We start from the raw sequence: 15,104 nt of genomic DNA on the forward strand, positions 1-15,104 counted from the left end.
ACCAGGGCACACCGGGCGGCGGGCCTCGGCAAGTCGGCGGACGGGGATTGTTCCAGAGGCCTTCCGTGGCCGCGTGCGACATGGGGGCCGTCCGGCCCCATCCCGCCCCCGGCCCGGATGCGGCCGGTGCGCCGCTGTGTTTCGCTGAGGCGCGTGAGCGAGGGCGGTGGGGGTCCAGAGCCGCTCGACCGTTGTCCGGAGCACGGTCGCGGCGACGTCCTGCACCGCGGCCAGTTGCTGCGCGTGCGCGGGCGCAGTGTTGCCTGGGTGCCGCCGCTGCTGCTGCTCGTGGCGATCGCGGTGGTCGACTGGAACACCACCGGCGAGTTCCGGATCATCTCCTGGATCGTGCTGGTCCCCGGCATCTCCGCGGCGATCTGCGGGGTGTGGGCGACGGCCGTCTTCGCCGCGCTGTCGGTCGTCACCTACCTGCTGGTGGACAGTGCCTGGCCGCACCAGTTCCGGACCGGGGTCCCCGACTTCATCCTCGTCGCCACCGGCGGCAGCCTCGCCGTGCTGGCCTGCGCGGTCCGGGTGCGCGGCGAGCAGCGCATGCTGCACATGCGGGACGTCGCCGAGACCACCCGCCGCACCGTGCTGCGGCCGCTGCCACCGGGCTTCGGCGGGCTGGACCACTCGGCCGCCTATCTGGCGGCCGACGCCGAGGCCCGGGTCGGCGGCGACTTCTACGACATCCAGCCCGGCCCCGGCCGCACCTGGGTCCTCATCGGCGACGTGCAGGGCAAGGGCCTCGGCGCGGTCGAGGCGGCGGCCGCGCTGCTCGGCACCTTCCGCGAGGCCGGCTTCCACGAATCGTCCCTGGCGGCCGTCGCCGAACGCCTGGAGACCCGGATGCTGCGGCACCGCCGCCACACCACGGCGCTCGGCCGCGCGGACGGCGACCGCTTCGCCACCGCCCTGCTCCTCGGCTTCCCCGCGGACGCCACGAACGCCGTGGAGATGGTCAATTTCGGCCATGAGCCGCCGCTCGCGGTCGGCCCCGGCGGGGTACGCCCGCTGCCCCAGGGCGACCGCCTCCCGCTCGGCCTCGGGGAGCTGGCCCCCGGCCGTTCCCAGGCGGTGCGGTGGGTGGAACTCGGCCCTGGTGAGACGCTGCTGCTGTTCACCGACGGCGTCACGGAGTCCCGCGACGGCGCGGGGAGGTTCTACCCGCTGGTGGCCGAGCTGGCCCGCGCCGTGGCCGCCGACCCGCGCACCGCGGAGCCGCAGCGCCTGGTCGCCCACGTCCGGGACGGCACCCTGCGCCACTCCGGCGGCCACCTCGGCGACGACACCACGATCTTCGCCGTCCGCCGCGCCGCCGGGCGGGCCACCGGGCGGGGACCCTGGTACGGCCTCCACCGGCACTGACCGGTCCGAAGCCCACCTTCGCAGCCGCAGAGGCTACGGTGCTGACGTACGCGACCGTCAGGATCACCGACACGACACGGGGGGACGATGCCCGGAACAGTGCTGCTGCTCGCGGCCTCGCCCGTGGGGCGGGGGCGCCTGGTGGACGCCGCGTCGGTGCTTCCCGTGCTGGCCGCCGTCCCGCCCGCCGTGCTCTCCGGCACGGACACCGCGACCGTCGTGGAACTCGTCGACCCGCTCGAACCACAGGCCGTACTGACCCGGCTGCGCGCCGCCGCGGCGGCCCCCGGCCCGCTGACCGTCTTCGTCACCGGCCAGCTCCAGCTCGACCGCCGGCAGCGCCTGCCCCACCTGGCCCTCGCCCGGACCGCCCCCGCGACGGTCCGCTACACGGCCCTGCCCTGGCACTGGCTGCGAGAGGAGCTCCGGCTGCGCCCGGACGGCACCACCACCGTCCTGGCCGACCTGCACGCGGACCCGGAGGCCTGGGCCCGGCTCCGGGAGCGCCCGCTGGACTCGGGCCGCAACATCGCCGTCTACGGCCGGATCGCGCCCCCGCCCTCCCGGCGCACCGTCGCGGTGCCGTCGTACATGAAGGCGGTGGCGACCCTCCTGCGCAGCGGGCACCGGCCGCCGCCCGACCAGTTGCACCAGCAGGCGCTGGCGCGCCTCGCCGACGAGGGCGGTACCGGCAGTGATCTGGTGCTGACGGCACAGCCGCCGGTGACGGGCGTCCCGTACCCCGCGACGGCCGCGTCCTTCCCTCCGGGCCGATACCCCGCGCCGGCCGCGTCCTCCCACCCCGACCGGCACGCCGCGACGGCCGGACGCGTCCCGGCCGGGTGGCAGATCCCGCGGGCGCCGGTGGCGTCCGACCCGCCGGCCGCGACGGCGGAAGGCGTCCCCGCCGGGTGGAACACCACCCCGCGGGCGCCGGTGGCGTCCGACCCGATCGCCGCGACGGCGGAAGGGCGGCACGCCCCGCAGGCGCCGGTGACGGCCTCCCCGCTCGCCGGGACGGCCGACGGCGTCCCGGCCCCGCGCCGCGATCCGTGGCCGCCGGGGGCGGACGACCCGCACGCCGCGATCGCCGAGTGCGTCCGGGGCGGACGGCACGGCGACGCCGACGCGCTGGCCGCCCGCTGGGAGCAGGCCGCCGTACGGGCGCACGGAACCGCCTCCGAGGAGGCGCTTCACTGGGCCGAAGTCCGCGCGGACCTGGCCATGCTCGCGGGGGACGCCGCCCGCAGCTGCCGCGCCTGGCTGACCGTCGCCACCACCCGCCTCGCCCTGGGACAGTCCCCCGACACCCCGGAGGTCGAGGCCGCCGTCGACCGGGCGCACCACCAGTGGGGGCAGCTCGGCGACCCGGCGCGGGCCCGTGAACTCGGCCCCGAAATGGCCGAGTTGCGCGGCCGGGTGCCCGGCCGGCGGCAGGGCGCGCTGGACCACGTGCGGCGGCAGCTGAGGCAGCTCCAGGCGCAGGGCTGACCCAACTCCGCTGGTACCAAAAGGACGTGTCCGGTACGAACCCTCCCCGCGACGCCTGCCGCGATGCCAGAATGGTGAGTTATGGCTGAGGGGGATGGCGTGGCCGGCCGAGGCATCCGGGTCCGGTTGGACGGAAGCGCGGGCAGCACCAACGACGTCGCCGCGCTGAAGGCGTGGCTGGAGCGGGAGAGACCGCTGGAGGAGCTGGTCCGCGGCGGGCAGTTGCGGATCCTGGAGCGGCCCCGCACGGACGGCCCGCCGGGGCACATGGGCGTCGGCATGGAGATCCTGCTGGTCGTGGTCGGTGTGGGCACCGAGATCACGTTCCGGGAGCTGCTGGCGCAGACCAAGCGGGCGGTCGCGGCCTGGAAGGAGAACCGCCGCCGGGTGGAGCGCGGTGATCCGCCGGAGGAACGGGTCGATCCGGTGGACCTCGACGAGGGGTAGCCCCGTGAACCGCTTCGACCCGCGCGGGCGGGTGAACCGGGCGCTGCTGGTCGGCGTGTCGGACTACGACCACACGAAACCGGCCGAACCGGACGGTGTGCCCGGCGATCTGCCCGCCGTCGGGCACAACCTGACCCTGCTCGAGGAAGTGCTGCGGCGGGGCGGTGTGTTCGATCCGGGGCAGATCACCGTCCGGCGTTCGCCGTCCCTGGACGAGTTCAGCGAGGAGCTGCGCACGGCCGCCCGTCTCACCGAGGGGCTGCTGCTGTGCTACTTCGCCGGGCACGGGGCGGTGCCGAGCGCGGGCAACGAGCTGTTCCTGCAGATGCGCAACGCGCGCGTGGTCGCGGGCGGGCGCGCGGTGTTCCCCGGCGCCGACGCCTTCACCGCTGTGCTCACCGAGCTGGCCGGGAGCCGCGCCGAGCGCGTCGTGGTGATCCTCGACTGCTGCTACGCGGGCAACGCCGCCAAGGTCTGGCACGACTTCGCCGACCGACGCCAGAAGATCCTGCTGCTGATGAGCGTGCAGGCCAACCGGCTCATCGACTCCGGCGACGGCACGAGTCCGACACCGTTCACCGACGCACTCGTACGACTCCTCGGCGCGGACGGGGAGTCGTCGCTTCTGGAGCTGTTCGACCGGCTGCGGGACCGGATGTCCCTGGCGGGCCGCACGACCACGCTGGGTGACCCCTGGGAGCCGCAGCTCGCCGGGGAGCCGGGCACGGACGTCCTGCTGACGGGGGCCCCGTTGTCACCGTTATCGGCGTCGTCACGGTCGCCCGTGTCCTCGTCGGCGTCGGGGGCGGCGCCCTCGGCGGCCTTGGTGTCTCCCCCGTCCTCCACCCAGTCGTCCGAGCAGCCGGGGCCCGGTCCGGAGGCGTCCGAGCAGCCGCCCCGTGCGGAACCGCCGGGATCCGAGCCGGGGGGACGGCCGGGTTCGGCGCCGCCGGGATCCGGGCGGCCGGACGCGGAGCCGTCGGAGCGGGGGGAGCCGTCCGGGCCGGGGCGGCCGCCGGGCTCCGGGGCCCGGGGCTCGCTCGTGGCCGCGCTGCGGGCCGTTCGCGGCCGGGTCCACGCCGCCGGCCGGTGGTTCCGCGGGCTGCGCCCCCGCGTCCGGGCCGCCGTGAGCGCCCTGATCGTGCTCGCGCTCGGCGCCCTCGGCATCGGCTGCTACGTCCTCATCGCCCCCGGCGACGACCACCCCTGCGCGCCGCCGCTGGAGCTGCGCGTACTGACCGACCCCGACCTGGAGCCGACGGTGCGCGCGGCCGCGGACGCGTACCTCACCTCGGACGCCAACACCACCGGGCACGGCTGCCGCCGTACCGGCATCACCGTCTACGGCGCGGGCGCGGCCGCCGCGGTCAACGCGCTGCACCAGCAGACGGACCCCTGGCAGGCACCCCGAGAGGACGCCGACCCGCAGCGTGACGTGGGACCGCAGCCGGACGTCTGGATCCCCGCCTCCGTCGCGGACGTGCCCCGGGTCAACACCGACCGGCCCAACCGCTCCTTCGCCCCGCTGGAACCGGAGGCCGGGCCCTTCGTGTACTCGCCGGTCGTCCTGGCCGTCCCGCAGAACACCGCCGCGGACGCTCTGGCGGACCGCGTCGGGCGCCCGCTGTCCCAACTGGTCGACGCCCTGAAGAAGCAGGACGCGAACGCCGAGGTCCGGCGGCCCGACCCCGAGTTCACCGACTCCGCGCTCCTCGCGACCGTCGGCCTCTACGGCGGCGGCGACGACGACCCGCGCACCGCCGAGGGGAGGATCCGCCCCACCGGGCCGCCCGCGCCCACCTCCGCCGAGCTGCTGTGCACGCTGCCGGCCGACCACGCCGCGGACGGCCGCACCGCCGTACTCGTCCCCGAGTTCCTGCTGAAGAGCGGCGTCGGCTGCGCCCGGACCACCCGGGTGCGGCGGATCGCCGAGTACCCGAGCGACGTACCCGGGCTGACCCCCACCTTCGTGCGGGTGCGCTGGGAGGGCGCCGACCGGGACGCGTCGGTGCGGGACGACGCCGTGCGCCGTTTCCACGACTGGCTCACCGGTGAGCCGGGCCGTGCCACGTTCGAGAAGGCCGGCTTCCGGCAGGCGTCCGGCCCCGGCCACGCCCTGCTCGACCAGGACGACCCCGGCGAGGGTGTGCTGCGCGATCCCAGCCCGCTGCCCGGCCCCGCCGAACCCGGGGTCATGGACACGGTGCTGGAGCGGTACCGCAGCGCCAACGGCCCCGGCCGGGTCCTCTACCTCCTCGACAGCTCCGGTTCCATGAACGCCCAGTGGCGCGGGCCCAGCGGCGGCCCCGGCCTGCTGAAGCAGTCCCTCGGCGGACTCGGTGTGCAGGACGAGTACGGCGTGTGGTCGGTGTACGGCACCTCGGGCGCCCGGCCGTACGGGACGCTGCTGCCCTTCACCCACCACCGGCGCGCCGACGCCGAGCGCGTCGTGGACGGCGGGGCGCGGGTGCGGGACGCGGAGGCCGATCCGCACGCGGCCCTGCTCGCCGCGCTCGACGAGATGCGGCGCCGCGGCACCGACGACGCCCGGCCGCAGCTGATCGTCTACATCACCGACGACGAGGACGACAACCGGCTGGCCGGCGGGAACCTGGACGAGGTGCTGACCCGGGCACGCCGGCTCAAGGTGCCGGTCGACATGGTGTCCCTGGCGGGCGGCTCCTGCGACGAGGGCCGGCCGGACGCCCTGATCGCCGAGGCGAGCGGCGGCCGCTGCCTGGACGCCGGCGACGACCTCGGCACGGGGCTGCACGACGAGGTCGCACGGGCGGGGACGGGGGAGGACTGATGTCACGGGGACCGACGCCACGACGGCTGGTGCCACACTGGCTGACACCACGGCGACTGGTGTCACAGCGGCCGAAGACAGGGCGACCGACGCCGCAGCGGCCGGAGGCAGGGTGGTCCGAGCCACGCCGGCCGGTGTCTGTGCGGCTGACGGCACGACGGCTCGCCCTGCCCGCGCTGCTGCCGCTGCTCGCGGTCGGCGCCTGCACCGGGCGGGGCCCGCAGGTGTCGCAGACGCCCGCCGCCGACGTGCCCGGGGAGATCGTGGTGGCCAGCGGCCGGGACGTGACCGGCAAGAACGGCATCCGCGAGCAGCTCATCGATGCCTGGAACCAGCAACAGGCCAAGGAGCACTCGAACTTCACCGCCCGCCTGGTGGAACTGCCCGGCTCGGCCGACGAGCAGCGCAGCCAGCTGCTGGGCGCGCTGCAGTCGGGCAGCGCGAAGTACGACGTGGTGAACCTGGACGTGACATGGGTGCCGGAGTTCGCCGAGGCCGGGCTGATCCGCCCGCTGTCCGACCGGGCGGTCGACGACGACGTGATCGCGTCGGTCGCCGGCACCGCCCGCTGGAAGGACAAGGTGTACGCGGTGCCGTTCAACAGCGATGTCGGACTGCTCTACTACCGCAAGGACTACCTGCGCGAGGCGGGCGTCCAGCAGACCGCGCTCGGCGGCGGCACCGACTGGCAGGACCTGCTCAACCTGGGCGACGTGCTGAACACGCACCGGCCCAAGGGATTCGAGAAGGCGTGGACCACGCAGCTGGCCGGGTACGAGGGCCGTACGGTCAACGCGATCGAGGCGTTCGCGTCGGCGACGAAGGACTTCGCGCTCACCGACGCCTCCGGCCACTACACCGGTGACGTCCAGGAGCTGAGCGACGGCATCGCGGAGCTGCGCGGGCGCACCGCGAAGCCGTACACCCTCGACGACGCCGTCGACTCCGACGAGGCCGCCTCGCTCAGCGACTTCGCGGACGGCCGCACCGCGTTCCTGAGGCACTGGCCGTACGCCTACCGCACGCTGTACCAGACCTTCACCGAGAAGCAGCTGGGTGTGGCGCCGCTGCCCGGCCGGGCGGTGCTCGGCGGGCAGAACCTGGCGGTGACCCGGGACTCGCAGCGGGCGGAGAAGGCGGCCGATCTGATCACCTTCCTCACCAGCCCGGAGAGCGAACGCTGCCTGCTGGACGCGGGTTTCGCCGCGACGCGCACCTCGGCCTACGCGGACGACCACGTCACCTGCGCCTCAGCGCCCACCTCCGGGGCGGGCCCCTCGGCGTCGCCGACCGGCGAGAGCGCCGACCACATGCCCCGCGACCGGATGGGCCGCCCCCGCTACGCCCGCGGCATCCTGCTGCCGGCCCTGCGCGCCGCGGTGCGGCGGCCGAGCACCCCGCTCTACGGGGCCTTCACCCAGACGTTCACCGCGGAGCTGGGGGCCCTGTTCACCGACGACCCGCCGGGCGACGCGGACCTGGCCGCCCGCCTGGACCGGGCCCTGCGCCGGGCCCTGCCGGACTAGGGACCCTCCTTGGGGATCGGGCCGGCCAGGGCTCCTCTTCCGGATGGGGTCTTCGGGATCGGGCCGACCAGGCCCGCGGCCTTGGGCAAGATCCGAAAGAGAGCCCTAGCAGTGCCGAACCGCCTGGTGGGCGGCCGGTGCGGCGTCCGACGCGCGCGCGGGTCCGGCGTTGGCGGCGGTGATCAGGGCGGCCACGGCTATGACCGCCGCGCCGAATCCTCTGGCGTGACGTGCGGAAATGCGTCCATGGCGCGCGACAGTGCGTCCGGGCACGGCAACCGACCTCGCAGCGACAGTGATGGATTAAGCACGCTTAATGTGCTCCCCAACCTAGGGGGTCGGGAGGCCGAACCGGAAGGGGGCCCGGGGCAGTTGGGCGCCATCGGGCCTCCTCCTGCGGGCGTCTCGGGAGGCCCCTGCGACCGCTCGGTGTTAAGTCCGCTTACTGGCATGATTAACCGCATGGCGAAGCGGGACGACCCGAAGACCATCGGGCGCAGGGTGCAGCGGCTGCGGCACGAACAAGGCCTCACCCAGCGCCAGTTGGCGGAGCCCGCCTACACGCCCGCCTACATCTCCACCCTGGAGGCCGGACGGGTGCGGCCCTCGGACGAGGCGCTCAGGCACCTCGCCGGCCGGCTCGGGGTCGCCTTCGACGAACTCGCCACCGGGCGCCCCGCACACCTGGCCACCGACCTGCGGCTCAGGCTCATCGAGGCACAGCGCGCCCTCGCCGCGGGGGAGACCGGGAAGGCGGCCGAGAGCTACGCGCGGCTGCTCGCGGAGGCCGAGGAGCACGAACTCGCCGACGTCCGGGCGCAGGCCCTGCTGGGGCTCGGCGAGTGCGCCCTGGAGACCGGCGAACTGGAGGCCGGACGGCAGCACTTCGAGCGGTCCGAACGGGCCCTCGCCGACGCGCCGCTGCCCGCCCGCGTGCCCGCCCTGCGCGGCCGCGCCGTCTCCCACTACCTGGCCGGCGAACTCCGGTACGCCGTCTACCTCCTCGAATCCACCCTCGACGAGCTCAACCGCGGCGGACTGCACGACCCGGACGCGCTGCTCCTGCTGTACGCCAGCGTGATCGGGCCGTACATGGACATGGGGGCGCACGCACGGGCGGCGCAGGCGGCGGAGTTCGCGCTGGCCCTGGCCCCGCAGGCGGGCGATCCGGCGCTGGTGGCCCGGATGCACCGCTCGGTAGCCCGCACCCTGCTGGCCGAGGGCCGGGTCGCCGAGGCCGACGCGTCGCTCGCCAAGGCCGCAGAGCTCTACCGCCGCCTCCAGCTGCGCACCGAACTGGCCAAATGCCACTGGATGCGCGGCTACGTCTGCGCGCAGAACGGCGAACTGGACCGTGCCGAGGAGGAGTTGCGCTCCGCGAAGGCCATGCTCTCGGCCCGGCGGGCGGCGCTCTACACCAGTCAGGTCGTGGTCGAGCTGGCCGATGTGATGCGCCGGCGCGGCAAGTCGGAGGAGGCCGTGGCGCTGCTGTGCGACGTCCTCGGCGACCTCTCCTCCGAGCGCGGCGCCGTCCACGCGGCCGCCGCGCACCGGCTGCTCGGCATCATCGCGGAGGACGCCCGCGACACCGAGACGGCCGAGGAGCACTACGTCCGCGCGCTGAGCCTCCTGGAGCGGGCGGGCGCGGCCGGCGACCTGGCCGACCTGTGCCGCCTCCTCGGCGACCTGCTGCGCCGCACCGGCCGCGTCGAGGCCGCCCTGGACGCCTACCGCACCGGCCTGGGCCACCGCACGGCCCCCGGCACCACCACCCTGGGCCCGGCGCCCGCCCAGCCGCCCCTGTGAAGGGGGCCCGCTCCTCTCAGGCCTGCACCCGCGCCCGCCGGCGGATCTCCGTCAGACGCTGGGCGCCCAGCTGGGCCGTCTGCGCGGTGGCGTCGGACGCGATGCCGCCGAGGGCGCCGTCGGTAAGGGTGATCGCGGTACCGCCGACCCGCACCGCGGCCACGTCCAGGGTGAGCACGGTCCGGTCGCCGTCGGAGTTCCTGCCGGTCAGCACCACCCGCAGGCCCTGGCGGGCGTCGCCGACGGCCGGCAGTCCGAGATCGGTGACCTCCACCCGCTGCGTGCCGGCCCGCGTGGTCGTCGCCGTGAACTGCGCGCAGGTCTCCGGCAGCTTCTTCAGCCAGGCCAGGGACCGGTCCACGTCCGCCGCCGGGCGGTCGAGGACCTGGTAGCGCAGCTGGGCCGCGTCGTCGCCGTTGTCGAAGGCGGCGACCGCGTGCGTCCCGGTCGGCGTGCCGAGCGGCTCGTCGGCGTAGAGGGCGTCGAGCAGGCGCTGGCAGTCGGGAGTCTCGGTGCTCGCCTTGAGCAGTCCGTCCCGCCAGGTCGCGGCGCCCTCGGTGGGTGCCCACGCCGAACCCAGGTCGGCCTGGGTGAGCAGGGCGGCCTGCGCCTGCGCGGCGGTCAGCGCGGACCCGGCCGGGGAGGCGGCGGGCGTGCGGGTGTCCGGTGCCGTCACCGGGGGCGGTTCGGCCTGCCCGGGCCCGACCGTGCACGCGGTCGTGGTGAGCAGGGCGGCGGCGGCGACCGTGGTCAGCGCGGCGGAGGCGGAGCGGGCGCGGGCCGGGGAGGGGGGCATGGCGGTGCCTCCAGACGTACGGACCTTGAGGGGCTGGGCTCAGTTCACGGCACCACCGGCGCCGCCCGCGCACCAGCGCGCCGGGCCGTCCGGGTGATCGTGTGAAAAGCACTCCGTCGCCCCGGCGCGCGGTACCGCGCGCCGGGAGTGGCGCATAGGGTCGGTGCGACGGAAGGAGCCCGCCGTGACCGGTCAGCCCGTCCCCGTGGTGATCGACTGCGACACCGGCGTCGACGACGCCCTGGCCCTGCTGTTCGCCGTACGCCACCCGGGCCTCGACCTGCGTGCGGTCACCTGTGTCGCCGGGAACACGGACGTGGACCAGGTGGTGCGCAACACCCTGACCGTCCTGGAGCAGGCGGGCGCCGGTGACGTGCCCGTCGCGCGCGGCGCCCGGCGCCCGCTGATCGAGCCGGCCCGGGGCGCGCATCACGTGCACGGCCGGGACGGCATGGGCGACCTCGGTCTGCCCGCACCGCGCCGCCGTCCCGTCGACGTGGACGCGGTGGCGCTGCTGCGGCGGGAGATCATGGCGTCCGACCGTCCGGTCACGCTGGTCCCGACGGCCCCGCTGACGAACATCGCCCTGCTGCTGCGCACCCACCCGGAGGTGACGGGCAACATCGAGCGGATCGTGTTCATGGGCGGCGCGGTGGCCGCCGGGAACGCCACGGCGGTCGCCGAGTTCAACGTCTGGCACGACCCCGAGGCGGCGGCGATCCTGCTGTCCGCCGGGGTGCCGATCACCATGTACGGTCTCGACGTGTTCGAGCGGGTGATCGTCCCGGCGGCGGACGTACGGCGGCTGCGGGAGAGCGCGGAGCCAGGCGCCCGGCTGGCCGGGCGGCTGCTGTCCCACCGCGACCCGGCGACCTACCAGGCCCCCTCCGACGCCCTCGGCGACGTCTGCGGCGGCCTCGGCGACGCGGGCGCGGTCTGCTCGGTCGCCGACCCGGCGGGACTGGCCACCCACCGGCTGCCGGTGGAGGTGAACCTCGCGCCGGGCCCGGCCCGCGGGCAGACGGTCGTCGACCGCCGCCCCCGGCCGGGCGAGGCGGAACTGCACGGCGAGATGCGCGAACAGCCGCTGGTGGACGTGGCCCTGGACATCGACGTCGAGCGCTACGTGAAGCTGTATCTCACGACGGTCGAGAACGGTGCCCGGGCGGAGGCTAGTTGACGTCGGCCGCCGGGACCGACCACCGCTGCTCCACCTTGGCCACCTTCCAGTACGACAGCGCCGCCGCCCACACCACGACGAACAGGCCCACGATGACGTAGCCGACGTTGTCCAGGTCCAGCCCGGCGATCCAGCCGGTCACGTCGTCGCGCAGGTCGAGCTTGTCGTGCAGCACGCCGACGAGCTCGATCGTGCCGATGAAGAAGGCGACGGCGATCGACAGGCCGGTGATGGTGAGGTTGTAGAACACCTTGCGGACGGGGTTCGAGAACGCCCACTGGTAGGCGAAGTTCATGAACGTGCCGTCGAGGGTGTCGAACAGGCTCATGCCCGCGGCGAACAGCAGGGGCAGACACAGGATCGCGTACCAGGGCAGCCCGGCCGCCGCCCCCGAGCCCGCCATCACCATCAGCGTGACCTCGGTGGCGGTGTCGAAGCCGAGGCCGAACAGGAAGCCCAGCGGGAACATCTGGCCGGGCCGGCTGACGGACCGGGTCAGCCGGCCGAGGACGCGGTTCATGAAGCCGCGGGAGTCCAGGTGCTCTTCGAGCTCCCGCTCGTCGTAGGTGCCCGCCCGCATCGCCCGGAAGACCTTGAGGATGCCGATCAGGGCGACCAGGTTGAGGGCGGCGATCAGGTAGAGGAACGTGCCCGAGACGGTCGTCCCCATGAAGCCGAGGACCTGGTGGGTGCGCGAGCCCTGGTCCATGACCTTTCCGGCGAGCTGGGTGCCGCCCGCGATCAGCACGGAGAGCACGACGACCACACTGGAGTGGCCCAGCGCGAACCAGAAGCCGACCGACACCGGCCGCTTGCCGTCGGCCATCAGCTTGCGGGTGGTGTTGTCGATGGCGGCGATGTGGTCGGCGTCGAAGGCGTGCCGCATGCCGAGGGTGTAGGCGGTGACGCCGAGGCCGATGCCGAAGGCCTGGGAGCCGACCTCGTAGTGGCCGGGCACGACGAGGAGGAACAGCACGCCGAAGGCCACGACGTGCAGCACGGCGATGACGGCCATCAGGCCGGCGGTCTTGAGGGTGTCCTCCCGGCGCCAGCGGAAGGACGGCGTCGGGGCAGGGTCGGGCAGGGTCATCCGGTATCACGCTCCAGCACCTCGTGGATCACTTCGTGAGCTGCCGTGGCCGGTCTCCTGGCTTACGGGTCGTGCGTCCGCCGTCCCTGCCTTCCCGGTCGTGCGACCAGTGGCCCGGCGTGAGCCGGACGGAACGGGAACTCCCCGATCACAGTGGCGAGGGCCGCTCCGGCATGGGCCCCTGACGGGCCGTCACCGGCTTCCCGAACACCACGGCGCGCCCACCGTAGGGCCATGAGCCGTCCCCTGCATAGCTGCGCACCTGGGCAGGTATGGAAGATCACACCGGGGCGCCTGCGAGGATGACGCCATGCATCTCGTCCCCGCGGACCGCGCAGACCGCCGCACGATCGACGGCCACCGGGTGTGCGACGCCATCGCCGCGATCGGCGATGCCGGCCACGTCCGTGCCTGGGCCGACCGTTTCTCCCTGCTCGCCGACCCCAAGCGGCTCGCGCTGCTGCTGGCCCTGCACCGCACCGGCCCGCTCGCCGTCTCCGACCTCGCGATCGCCACGGGCATGAACGACCCGGCCGTCTCGCAGGCCCTGCGGCTGCTGCGCGCGGCGGGGGCCGTGGAGGGGGACAAGGAGGGGCGCGTGGTGCGCTACCGGATCGTCGACCCGCAGGTGCGGCAGCTGCTGCAGCACTGCGCGGCCGACGGGGGCCGACCCGGCGCGCGCTGACGGGGGGGTGCACAGGCCCGAGCTGCGGTGATCCGGCGCGCGCCGGCCCTGCTTCCGTCGATCCGGCGTGCGCCGGTCCGGCGCGGGCGCGTGCCGTCCGGCGCACCAACTCCGCGTACCCCGAACGGGTTTCACTTTTCCGGCGAGGTGGACAGAGTCCTACGTGACGCTCGTACGCAGCCGAAGAGGAGAAAGCGTGACCGACCGCACCACCACGCACGACTCCCCGCCCGACCTCTCGTCCCGCGACCCCGACTGGTGGCGGCAGGCCGTCGTCTACCAGGTCTACCCCCGCAGCTTCGCCGACGCCGACGGCGACGGACTCGGCGACATCCGGGGCATCACCCAGCGGCTGACCCATCTCGCCGCGCTCGGTGTCGACGCCCTGTGGCTCAGCCCCTTCTACCCCTCCGAACTGGCCGACGGCGGCTACGACGTCGCCGACCACCGGGACGTCGACCCGCGCCTGGGCACCCTCGACGACTTCGACACCATGGTCGCCGAGGCGCACCGGCTGGGCCTGAAGGTGATCGCCGACATCGTGCCCAACCACACCTCGCGGCAGCACCGCTGGTTCGAGGAGGCGCTGCGGGCCGGACCGGGATCCCCGGCCCGGGACCGGTACGTCTTCCGCGACGGCCGGGGCCAGCACGGTGAACTCCCGCCCACCGACTGGCAGTCCGTCTTCGGCGGCAGCGCGTGGCGGCGGGTGCCCGACGGGCAGTGGTACCTGCACCTGTTCGCACCCGAACAGCCCGACCTGAACTGGCAGAACGAGGAGGTCCGCGCCGACTTCCGCACCACGCTGAGGTTCTGGTCCGACCGCGGGGTCGACGGCTTCCGCGTGGACGTCGCGCACGCCCTGGTCAAGGACCTCGACGAGCCGCTGCGGGACCTCGGCGACATCGGCGCCACCGGCGAGGACGCGCTGCTGCGGGTACCGCCCGGCAGCCACCCCTACTACGACCGGGACGAGGTGCACGAGGTCTACCGCGACTGGCGGAAGATCTTCGACGCCTACACCCCGCCGCGCACGGCGGTCGCGGAGGCCTGGGTGCCGGGCGACCGGCGTGTGCTCTACGCCCGCCCGGACGAACTCGGCCAGGCCTTCAACTTCGAGTACCTGCGGGCCGGGTGGGACGCCGGTGAGCTGCGGCAGGTCATCACCGAGTCGCTGCGCACCGCGCGCGCCGCGGGAGCGTCTGCCACCTGGGTGCTGTCCAACCACGACGTCGTCCGGCACACCTCCCGCCTGATGCTCCCGTCCGGCACCGACGACAACGCCTGGCTGCTGTCCGATGGCCGCGCCCCGGCGGTCGACGCGGCGGCGGGGCTGCGCCGGGCCCGTGCGGCGACGCTGCTGATGCTCGCCCTGCCCGGTTCGGCCTACGTCTACCAGGGCGAGGAACTCGGCCTGCCGGAGGTGGCCGACCTGCCCACGGAGGTGCTCCAGGACCCGATCTGGGAGCAGACCGGGCGTGTCCGCAAGGGCCGCGACGGCTGCCGGGTGCCGCTGCCGTGGACGACCGGCGGACCGTCGTACGGCTTCGGGGCGGGCGCGGCCTGGCTGCCGCAGCCGGACGACTTCGCCGCGTACGCCGTCGAGGCGCAGGACGGCGTGGAGGGCTCGACCCTGGAGCTGTACCGCTCGGCCCTGCGGCTGCGCCGCAAGCTGCTTCAGGGCGAGTCGCTGACCTGGGCGGAGGACGTCCCGGCCGGGGTGCTGCGGTTCGACCGGTCCGACGGCTGGCAGTGCGTCACCAACCTGTCGGACCGGCCGGTCGCGCTGCCGGCGGGCGAGGTGCTGCTGTGCAGCGCCCCGCTGGACGACGGCCGGCTGGGCCCGGACACGACCGTCTGGCTCGGCCCGGGCCTCTCCGTGGGCTGATCCCGGGGAAGGGAC

10 protein-coding genes, 1 pseudogene and 1 riboswitch are annotated in these 15,104 nt (G+C 74.7%); of the genes and pseudogenes, 9 read left to right on the forward strand and 2 right to left on the reverse strand.

Going from position 1 to position 15,104, the window contains the following annotated elements:
• The first annotated feature begins 153 nt into the window (after window positions 1–153).
• From ACF1A5_RS09150 to ACF1A5_RS09175, 6 genes are all read left to right on the forward strand, one after another.
• A complete protein-coding gene (locus ACF1A5_RS09150) occupies window positions 154–1,371 on the forward strand; it encodes a PP2C family protein-serine/threonine phosphatase (protein WP_392192200.1) in 1,218 nt (405 codons plus the stop codon).
• 87 nt (window positions 1,372–1,458) lie between these two features.
• Window positions 1,459–2,862 (forward strand): hypothetical protein, encoded by a 1,404-nt coding sequence (locus tag ACF1A5_RS09155; RefSeq protein ID WP_392192201.1) that lies wholly within the window; start codon window positions 1,459–1,461, stop codon window positions 2,860–2,862.
• 81 nt (window positions 2,863–2,943) lie between these two features.
• Window positions 2,944–3,309, forward strand: coding sequence for a hypothetical protein (locus ACF1A5_RS09160; RefSeq protein ID WP_392192202.1), 366 nt, complete (start codon window positions 2,944–2,946; stop codon window positions 3,307–3,309).
• Window positions 3,310–3,313: 4 nt separating this feature from the next.
• Complete coding sequence (locus tag ACF1A5_RS09165) at window positions 3,314–6,118, forward strand: caspase family protein (RefSeq protein ID WP_392192203.1); 2,805 nt, start codon at window positions 3,314–3,316, stop codon at window positions 6,116–6,118.
• A gap of 134 nt (window positions 6,119–6,252) precedes the next feature.
• Window positions 6,253–7,644 carry an extracellular solute-binding protein gene (locus ACF1A5_RS09170; protein ID WP_392192204.1) on the forward strand — a complete coding sequence of 464 codons (1,392 nt, stop codon included), beginning with the start codon at window positions 6,253–6,255 and terminating at the stop codon, window positions 7,642–7,644.
• Window positions 7,645–8,106: 462 nt separating this feature from the next.
• The gene (locus tag ACF1A5_RS09175; RefSeq protein WP_392192205.1) at window positions 8,107–9,450 is read left to right on the forward strand and encodes a tetratricopeptide repeat protein; all 1,344 of its coding nucleotides are present in this window, start codon (window positions 8,107–8,109) and stop codon (window positions 9,448–9,450) included.
• Window positions 9,451–9,466: 16 nt separating this feature from the next.
• Here ACF1A5_RS09175 and ACF1A5_RS09180 read toward each other — a convergent pair whose 3' ends face one another.
• Complete coding sequence (locus ACF1A5_RS09180; protein ID WP_392192206.1) at window positions 9,467–10,246, reverse strand: hypothetical protein; 780 nt, start codon at window positions 10,244–10,246, stop codon at window positions 9,467–9,469.
• Between the two features lie 184 nt (window positions 10,247–10,430).
• Between ACF1A5_RS09180 and ACF1A5_RS09185 the strand changes: the two genes are divergently transcribed.
• Entirely contained in the window at window positions 10,431–11,426 is a 996-nt protein-coding gene (locus tag ACF1A5_RS09185; protein WP_392192207.1) for a nucleoside hydrolase, read from the forward strand.
• On the opposite strand, the pseudogene ACF1A5_RS09190 reads toward ACF1A5_RS09185, so the two are convergent.
• Window positions 11,419–12,548, reverse strand: a pseudogene (locus ACF1A5_RS09190) (HoxN/HupN/NixA family nickel/cobalt transporter). The gene ACF1A5_RS09185 and the pseudogene ACF1A5_RS09190 sit on opposite strands and share 8 nt — an antisense overlap.
• Window positions 12,546–12,746: riboswitch (cobalamin riboswitch) on the reverse strand. It overlaps the preceding pseudogene by 3 nt.
• A gap of 80 nt (window positions 12,747–12,826) precedes the next feature.
• Here ACF1A5_RS09190 and ACF1A5_RS09195 point away from each other — a divergent pair.
• Together ACF1A5_RS09195 and ACF1A5_RS09200 are read left to right on the forward strand one after the other, a co-directional pair.
• On the forward strand, window positions 12,827–13,201 hold the full coding sequence (locus tag ACF1A5_RS09195) for an ArsR/SmtB family transcription factor (protein WP_392192208.1): 375 nt from the start codon (window positions 12,827–12,829) through the stop codon (window positions 13,199–13,201).
• A gap of 196 nt (window positions 13,202–13,397) precedes the next feature.
• Window positions 13,398–15,089 carry a glycoside hydrolase family 13 protein gene (locus ACF1A5_RS09200; RefSeq protein ID WP_392192209.1) on the forward strand — a complete coding sequence of 564 codons (1,692 nt, stop codon included), beginning with the start codon at window positions 13,398–13,400 and terminating at the stop codon, window positions 15,087–15,089.
• Window positions 15,090–15,104: the final 15 nt, after the last annotated feature.

The organism is Streptomyces sp. NPDC014864 (assembly GCF_043081525.1).
GTDB lineage: Bacteria > Actinomycetota > Actinomycetes > Streptomycetales > Streptomycetaceae > Streptomyces.

Bases quoted from the DNA above. Each gene is read 5' to 3' on its own strand.
- ACF1A5_RS09155 (WP_392192201.1), top strand. From the start codon at position 1,459: ATGCCCGGAACAGTGCTGCTGCTCGCGGCCTCGCCCGTGGGGCGGGGG.
- ACF1A5_RS09160 (WP_392192202.1), top strand. From the start codon at position 2,944: ATGGCTGAGGGGGATGGCGTGGCCGGCCGAGGCATCCGGGTCCGGTTG.
- ACF1A5_RS09175 (WP_392192205.1), top strand. From the start codon at position 8,107: ATGGCGAAGCGGGACGACCCGAAGACCATCGGGCGCAGGGTGCAGCGG.
- ACF1A5_RS09195 (WP_392192208.1), top strand. From the start codon at position 12,827: ATGCATCTCGTCCCCGCGGACCGCGCAGACCGCCGCACGATCGACGGC.
- ACF1A5_RS09180 (WP_392192206.1), bottom strand. From the start codon at position 10,246: ATGCCCCCCTCCCCGGCCCGCGCCCGCTCCGCCTCCGCCGCGCTGACC.